The organism is Pseudomonas caricapapayae, from assembly GCF_001400735.1.
In the GTDB taxonomy this organism is placed as follows: Bacteria; Pseudomonadota; Gammaproteobacteria; order Pseudomonadales; family Pseudomonadaceae; genus Aquipseudomonas; species Aquipseudomonas caricapapayae.
The window spans coordinates 21,314-28,722 of sequence record NZ_LJPW01000051.1 but is presented as its reverse complement, the minus strand read 5'-3'; the positions used below and the strand labels follow the sequence as shown (position 1 = coordinate 28,722).

The window sequence follows — 7,409 nt, the reverse complement described above, 5'->3', positions numbered from 1 at the left end:
TACGCCAGGCAGTTGCAGGACGAGATTCGCCTGCACTTCCAGTCCGGCAAAGCCATCGCCAAAGACTGGCTGAGCACCGCCAGGCGCTGGCTCGACGGACTGGGAGGAATTGCCGGCTCGATCACCTGGGGCGTGATCATGCTCAACTTCATCAACACCGCCTTCACCTATCGCGACCTGACTCGGGATGGAGACTTCAGTGCCAAGGATATTGGCAAGGTTGCGTATGGGCTGGGGTATAGCTTTAACCTGTTGATGGCTGTGTTTGTTGAAGCGCCTTGGAGCGTGATAAGGGATGCAACGCCGGTGCTGATTGATGGCAAGAATGTGGGGATTCTGGACAGGTCCAGTGCTTACTGGAGAGCCAAGGGCAATACCGCGTGGGGTGACGCGATACGTGGGTTCAGGGTTTCGATGGTGGCGATGGGGGCATTTGGGGTAGCGGCGTCAATGTTGGAGCTATTGGACATTCAGGATGATCTTAGCAGAGTCAAGACCTCTGAAGAGATGATAGCGATGCAGTTAAAATTTGCGTCAGTGCTCATGATGGGAGCGGGCAGTGCCATTCAACTTATCGCAGGAATTTCCCAATCGATTACCCTCACTGCCGTCGCGATGAGCCCATGGTTTAGTGTAACTTTACTGCTTATTGGTAGCGCGTATCTATTCGCGACGATGGCTCTGAATTACTTCAAGCAGGACAGTATAGGTTGGTGGCTACGAAGATGTTGCTGGTCCAGATCAATTGAGTACCGATATTCAACAGACGTAGGAGGCCAGCACGAAGAAAAGTTGGCCCTTCTTATCATTCAGCTAAGTCCTCAGGTCCATGTAAAAATCACCACGCGTCTTGAGAGTCGTTATCTAGGCAAAGGGGACTATTACAGCACGGCGGTGCAAGACGGTGCGGGCGTGCAGCTTCTTCTGCCGAGCGCGCTACGCGCGCAATCGATACACTTCAATATCAGCAGTAGCAGGCGCCCATGGGGAGTACTTCCTGTGGAAAAAATAGATTCTCCGATACATTCGATAAATGAGTCATTTCTGGAGCGAGGGCAGTTCAGGCAGACTCAACATTTTGGAGCACTTGGCAACCAAGCAGCCTCCAAAGCTCACGAGGATTTCACATTTCCACTCATGCCCCCTGAAAATGAAGACCTCATATGGGAAACCTGGGTTCCTCTTGAGCCAGAAGCCATCTACCTGGAACTGCAGATAGGGTACCCCGAGAGCCTTGTTAAAGCCGACCTACAAGACATCGGCTATTTCTATCAACTTGAGCTCAGTCGCGAGGGCGATACCAAGGTCGACGGTTTGATCACTGCTGAACTTGAAATAAAAGCGCTCAACCGCAGTACTGCTTTGACTCTCGAAATAGCGGACTAAGCTATGACATCTCCTTCGAAATACCCGATCGCTACAAAAAAACTCAAAAGCATCACCCACGATTCAGACGCGTTTGGACTAGCCAAAAAATATCCAAGCAGTGAGGACAGGCTGAGCTGGTCCATAAAAACCATAGCAAGGCCTCCAAAAGAAATATTTTTTGCTGGGTTTGCAGTGATTTCAATCTATGCAGCGATGCTGAGCTTTGGCCTGTGGGCAGGATGGAGTTTTTATTCAAAAGATCCGTTGCAAGCGATCTATATCGCAGCGAGTGCAGGCGGCGGATCAGTTTATTTTATTGTCTTAGGCGTTCGCCAAAAAACCATCTACAACTACACCATCACCACCAACCACGCCCTCGTAGAGTACTACCTTCACTACCCCGACTTCGCCTCTTCGTTTTTCAAAGGCATCGCCATCGCCGTGATCATGCTGTTCGTATTCGTAGCCATACTCACTGGCTCGCTGCTCTTCCTGATCGGCCCCGTGGCCATGGCCTGTATCGCAGCCATCAAACTATTGAATTGGGAGAACCCCGTCCACCACGAACAAAGCCTTCCATGGACCGAATACAACTTTGTCACCGTCGACCGCAAGCGCCTCATGATCATCACCCACCGCACTGATGTCACGCTTGGCTTTGAGGCGAGGTTTCAGAATGAGGTGCTGTTCAATAAATACCTGCACTTCCTTCACTCCGTACTTCCATCCACTGCCGAATTCACCGAAAAAACCTGGAAGTGGTAGCCGCCCTTGCCACCAACAGATCTCAGCCGAGCCCGGCAGATCGGCTGACCTCCCCGTCCGGCATCAGCGTCCGGGCGCAGCCAGCCGCGCATATTGGTCCTGACCGATCCATCCGACAAACGAACGATCATCGGCATTGATGAACTCGACCTGGGCCGCGCCATCCTTGAATGCCAGTACCCCGACAACATCATCTTTGACGATATAGGCGCCTCGGGTGGCCTTGGCATTCGCCGTTTTTTGCAGCCAGGCCTTGTCCGCCGTGACGGTCACCAGACCAATCCACTGCTTGCTGGCAGTTAGACTCAGGTCCAGACCGGTTGCGATTTCCGGTATCAACACATTCATGCAGCCGGGATGTTGCTGGCCCTGCCCAATCGTCAGAACCACACCATCGCTCGAGGCCTTTATGGTTCCGGGATAGGCGTCATCCAGCCAGGACGATACCGCTGCACCCTTCCCGGCCTCGACCTTGCCTTGCAGATAGAACGCACAGCTGAATGCCTCGCCGCGTGTTTCCGAGTAATAGCCCTCAAGCTGTTGCTCGGGCGTCACAGCCAGCATCAACTGCTCGTATTTGCCGGAATGCAGTGCCGTGTCCTGAGCGAAAACCGGCGTGCCGACACACAGCCACAGGATTGCGGCCAGGGAGCGGTGAGTAAGGGGATGTTTGTCAGTCATGCTTCCATCCATAGAACGCTCGAATAGCCGGTAGGAGTGGCCAGTCCATGACTGGCGCGCCGAGACGTCAGCGTATTCCGGCGCGCAACTGTATCACTGAAATCCGGGGCGATTCACGAGTGCGACGCGAACGCCAGTACCCGTTTGAGCATCTGGTCACAGGCGTCAAGTTGCTCGACGCTGATGAACTCGTCCGGTTTGTGTCCCTGCTCCATGCTGCCCGGCCCGCAGACCACTGCCGGGATGCCTGACTGGTCGAACAACCCGCCTTCGGTTCCGAAAGCAACCGTGCCGAACGCTCGGGAGCCACAGAATCCGGCGATCAATTCCGCCGCCTGGCTGTGCAGGGGAATATCCAGCCCTGGATAGCTCGACAGTTCAGTGAAACGAATCTCGCTCCGGGCACTGATAGCCTGCATGGCCGGCAACAGCTTTTGCTCGGCGTATACGTGCATGGCAGTGACGATCTGCTGCGGGTCCAGAGTGGGAAGCGCACGCACTTCGAAATCGAAACGGCACTGTTCTGGCACGATATTCAATGCCGTGCCGCCGCAGATCACGCCGGTCTGAATGGTCGAAAACGGCGGATCGAAGCGTTCATCAAGGGCGTCAGCTGCCCGTAACGCCTCGCCCAGGCGACCCAGCTCACCGATCAACTGCGCCGCGTATTCAATGGCGTTGACGCCACTGGGTGCGTGGGCCGAGTGGCAGGCGGCACCCTGTACATCGCAACGCATCGCGACCTTGCCCTTGTGGCCCAGTACCGGCTGCAACTCCGTGGGTTCGCCGATCACACACAGCATCGGTTTCACCGGCCGCGACCGCAACGATGCCAGTAACGAGCGTACGCCCAGGCAACCCACCTCCTCGTCATAGGACAGCGCGATATGCACCGGCATGTGCAGCGATGCCCGGGTCAACGCTGGAACCAGCGCCAGCACGCAGGCAATGTAGCCTTTCATGTCCGCAGTACCACGGCCGTAGAGTTTGCCATCCGCTTCGCTCAGTTCGAACGGTGGGAACGTCCATGGCTGGCCGTCGACCGGCACCACGTCGGTGTGGCCGGACAATACGATGCCTGGCACGTCAGCCGGGCCGATGGTGGCGAACAGATTGGCCTTGGTTTTCTGCGCGTTGTAGATCAGCTCGCAGGAGACGCCGAAGCGTTCGAAGTAATCGACTACGAAGTCGATCAAGGCCAGATTCGATTCGCGACTGGTGGTGTCGAAGGCCACAAGCCGCGCCAACAGCTCGCGGCTGGAACTCATCGATCGTCTCCCGGCACGCCGTAACCTGGCGCACCAGCGGGGTTCAGAGCACGGTCGAGGTAATCCTGCATTTGCGGCTGATAGGCTTGCCAAAGACGTTTCAGCTCACCTATCGGGTCGTGCTCGGCCCAGTCGACGCGCAGATCGACGATGGGCCAGGATTGCTCGCCCACTACTTTCAGCGCCGCTGAGTGTACCGGCCCGGCTTCACCGCCTACGGCCATCCCGGCCTGCATTGCCTGTAACAGGCGTTCGGCCAGATGCCCGGTTGTCTGCTCGAAGGACTGAGTCATGGCGTCGATGACTGCCGGGCTCGCCAGCATGTTGCCGGCCACCACGCACTGATCACCGCTGTCCGCGTTGTTGATCCCGAGTGTTTCAGTGCCGCTGAAATGTGCGACTCGCCCCTGATGATCAATCGCCGTAATTTGCCGATACTCGCTGAACGGACTGGCGTTAATGACCTGATCCAGCGCTTGAGACGCAGACATGCCCTGCTCTATCAGGTCCAGCGTTTGCGGCCCCAGCGCCGGGAGTGTGATGTTCTGTGACGATACCGCGCCGACACCGGCGCGCAGCCAGGGACAACGCGCGCCTACGGCAATGCTCGATGAGCTGATGGCAATGCCCAACTGGCCGGTTTTGGCACAGCGGGCGGCAATGGAAAAAGTCATGGGCAACAGTCCTTATTCAGGGATCACGGCGATCACGTCAATTTCCATCAGCCATTGCGGCTGCCCCAGCGCAGACACCACCAGCCCGGTGGAGATCGGGAACACGCCTTTCAGCCATTTGCCCACTTCGTAATAGACCGGTTCGCGGTAGCGCGGGTCGATGATGTACGTAGTGGTCTTGACGATGTGCGACAGGTCACTGCCCGCCTCTTCGAGCAGTTGCTTGACGTTTTTCATCGCCTGCTGCGCCTGTGCCGCCGGGTCACCAAGGCCGACCAGATTGCCGTCGAAATCGGTGCCGACCTGGCCCCTGACGTAGACGGTATTGCCAGCGCGCACCGCCTGGCACAGGTCGTTGTTCAGGCTTTGATTGGGGTAGGTGTCCTTGGTGTTGAACATGCGGATACGAGTATGAGTCGGCGTAGTCATGGGTAACTCCTGTGGGCATTGAGCGCGATGATCAACCGTTGACGTTGCGCAATGGCACGACGGGGGTCGCACGTTTGCCTGCGTCATACGAACGGTATTTGTGCTGCGTGGCGATCTGATCGGCGACGTGTCTGGCGTCGTGCCACACGCCCCAGATAAACGCGGAGCCGCGGCGTGACAGCCATGGCAGGCCGACGAAGTACAGGCCCTGCTCGCAGGACACGCCACGCTGGTGACGAGGTTTGCCTTTGCTGTCGAAGGCATCTACCTGTAGCCAGCTGTAATCCAGGGCATAGCCGGTGGCCCAGATGATGGATGTAACCCCTGACTCGATCAGGTCCAGTTCGCTGAGCGGATGGGTAATGCACGGCGCATCCGCTACGCGTTCGCGGGCCGAAGGCTCCAGCGGCAGGTCCAGGCCATTGCGTGCGGCGTAGGCATCGGCGGCATCGAGCAACGACAGGTAATTCGCATCGCCATTATCGAGGTTGCCCACCAGATCGCTCTGGAAATGCACCGTGTTACCGACGAAGCTTTCGGTCAGGCCTACGAGGTTCATTCCGGCCTGGGCCAGACGACGGAAATCGACTGTATAGCCACCCCTCGCACCACTGACCGCGATGGTGACGTGCTCTTTGCCGGGCTGCATGGTTTCGCTGTCCCACAGCCCCAGCACACCCATCCACCAGCAGAAATCCCGACCTCGATAGGCGCGTGGCGGACGGTCGTGAGGGCCGACCGACAAGTACACCTGGCGACCCGAGAGCAGCAATTCCTCGGCGATCTGCACACCCGAGGAGCCAGCGCCGACAACCAGCACGGCGCCTTCCGGCAATTGTTGCGGATTGAAGTAATGCGCCGAGTGAATCTGATGAAGCGCCTCGTTAACGGGCGCAATTGGCGGGATGACCGGCTTCTGGAACGGCCCTGTCGCCGAGACCAGATGGTTGACCACATAGGTGCCGGTACTGGTTTCGACAGTAAAGCCTGCGCGCCCGTTATTGCGGGTGACGCGCCTGACCTCGACACCGGTCTTGATCGGCGCGTTGAATTTGCGGGCATAGCGCTCGAAGTACTCGGCGACCTGCTCCTTGCCCGCAAACCCGTCCTGATCCATGGCGAATTCAAGGCCCGGAAACCGGTCATGCCAGGCCGGACCGTTGGCCACCAGCGAGTCCCAGCGGCCACTGCGCCATGCCTCGGCAACGCGGTGTTTTTCAAGCACCAGGTGCTCAATGCCAAGACGGCTCAGGTGTTCGCTGGTGGCTACTCCGGCCTGTCCTGCACCTACGACGAGCGTATCGATTTCTATGATTTTTTCTGTCATCTCGGCATCCCTCGACAGGTGGTTTACGACGTTCTGGACGTAAGAAAAATGGATGAAACGTCGATGCGCGGGCGCAAAAAGCCCTACGCCATCCGCAGACGCGCACCCAGTCAGTAGCAGGGTTGATCAGTCGACCAGCGAGGGGTCGGCCTGAATCATCAGCAGTTTCATTTCCTCGAAGTGCTGACGAGAGAAATCCGTAATCTTTTGCCAGTCACGGGCGGTTTTCTCCGCAACATCGTCTGCCAGCACCTTGAGCGGCTGGCCAGTGGACCAGGCCGTCACCAGAATCTGACAAGCTCGCTCCAGGGTCCAGATGTCGTCGAAGGCTTCGCCGACGGTCGGCGCGGTCACGATCACACCGTGATTGCCCATCAGCAAACGGCTCTTGTCCTCCAGCAAACCGGCCAGCCTGGCGCCTTCGGCGGTGGTATCGGCCATGCCACCGTAAAGCTCGTCCACCGCGATCCGGTTGAAGTAGCGCGCGGTGTTCTGATCGATGGGCGGAATATGCGGCTTGGCCAGGCATGCCACCGCTGTGGTGTAGACCGGGTGCAAGTGCAGCACCACGCGCGCATCGGGAAGACGCTGATGGACCTGGCCATGAATGGACCAGGCCGTCGCATCGACATCGGGACGATGCGCCGAGTCGTCGTCATCGGCGTCGAGTAGTAACAGGTCGCTGGCGCGCAAGCGCGAAAAGTGTTTCCACTTGGGGTTGAGCAGAAACTGTTTCCCATCCGCCGAAATGGCCGCGCTGAAGTGGTTGGCGACCGCTTCATGCATACCCAGATGGGCGATGATGCGAAACGTCGCGGCCAGATCGACACGCGTCTGCTCTTCGAAGTTAAGGGCCATGCTAATTGTTCTCCGGTCGGAGGTGCCTGCCGAACCTGC

At 57.9% G+C, this 7,409-nt stretch carries 7 protein-coding genes and 1 pseudogene; 2 read left to right on the top strand and 6 right to left on the bottom strand.

Going from position 1 to position 7,409, the window contains the following annotated elements; all coding sequences use genetic code 11:
- Nucleotides 1–1,386, top strand: a pseudogene (locus tag ALO80_RS06935) (hypothetical protein); the annotation flags it as partial.
- 3 nt (nucleotides 1,387–1,389) lie between these two features.
- Nucleotides 1,390–2,133, top strand: a complete 744-nt coding sequence (locus ALO80_RS06930; RefSeq protein WP_083493165.1) for a permease — start codon at nucleotides 1,390–1,392, stop codon at nucleotides 2,131–2,133.
- A gap of 63 nt (nucleotides 2,134–2,196) precedes the next feature.
- On the opposite strand, the gene ALO80_RS06925 is transcribed toward ALO80_RS06930, so the two are convergent.
- From ALO80_RS06925 to ALO80_RS06900, 6 genes are all read right to left on the bottom strand, one after another.
- Nucleotides 2,197–2,814, bottom strand: coding sequence for a hypothetical protein (locus ALO80_RS06925; protein ID WP_055008407.1), 618 nt, complete (start codon nucleotides 2,812–2,814; stop codon nucleotides 2,197–2,199).
- 113 nt (nucleotides 2,815–2,927) lie between these two features.
- Nucleotides 2,928–4,082: an acetylornithine deacetylase gene (argE, locus tag ALO80_RS06920; RefSeq protein WP_055008406.1), complete on the bottom strand. Its 1,155-nt coding sequence runs from the start codon at nucleotides 4,080–4,082 to the stop codon at nucleotides 2,928–2,930.
- Nucleotides 4,079–4,756 (bottom strand): DUF1028 domain-containing protein, encoded by a 678-nt coding sequence (locus tag ALO80_RS06915; RefSeq protein WP_055008405.1) that lies wholly within the window; start codon nucleotides 4,754–4,756, stop codon nucleotides 4,079–4,081. Before ALO80_RS06915 ends, argE begins: the two co-directional genes overlap by 4 nt.
- Nucleotides 4,757–4,768: 12 nt before the next feature.
- Entirely contained in the window at nucleotides 4,769–5,185 is a 417-nt protein-coding gene (locus tag ALO80_RS06910; RefSeq protein ID WP_055008404.1) for a RidA family protein, read from the bottom strand.
- 31 nt (nucleotides 5,186–5,216) lie between these two features.
- Entirely contained in the window at nucleotides 5,217–6,512 is a 1,296-nt protein-coding gene (locus tag ALO80_RS06905; RefSeq protein ID WP_055008403.1) for a flavin-containing monooxygenase, read from the bottom strand.
- 126 nt (nucleotides 6,513–6,638) lie between these two features.
- Nucleotides 6,639–7,370 (bottom strand): class II aldolase and adducin N-terminal domain-containing protein, encoded by a 732-nt coding sequence (locus ALO80_RS06900; RefSeq protein WP_055008402.1) that lies wholly within the window; start codon nucleotides 7,368–7,370, stop codon nucleotides 6,639–6,641.
- Nucleotides 7,371–7,409 lie beyond the last annotated feature (39 nt).

Coding starts and splice junctions, on each gene's coding strand:
- argE (WP_055008406.1), bottom strand. CDS start 4,082: ATGAGTTCCAGCCGCGAGCTGTTGGCGCGGCTTGTGGCCTTCGACACC.
- ALO80_RS06900 (WP_055008402.1), bottom strand. CDS start 7,370: ATGGCCCTTAACTTCGAAGAGCAGACGCGTGTCGATCTGGCCGCGACG.
- ALO80_RS06930 (WP_083493165.1), top strand. CDS start 1,390: ATGACATCTCCTTCGAAATACCCGATCGCTACAAAAAAACTCAAAAGC.
- ALO80_RS06910 (WP_055008404.1), bottom strand. CDS start 5,185: ATGACTACGCCGACTCATACTCGTATCCGCATGTTCAACACCAAGGAC.
- ALO80_RS06905 (WP_055008403.1), bottom strand. CDS start 6,512: ATGACAGAAAAAATCATAGAAATCGATACGCTCGTCGTAGGTGCAGGA.
- ALO80_RS06915 (WP_055008405.1), bottom strand. CDS start 4,756: ATGACTTTTTCCATTGCCGCCCGCTGTGCCAAAACCGGCCAGTTGGGC.
- ALO80_RS06925 (WP_055008407.1), bottom strand. CDS start 2,814: ATGACTGACAAACATCCCCTTACTCACCGCTCCCTGGCCGCAATCCTG.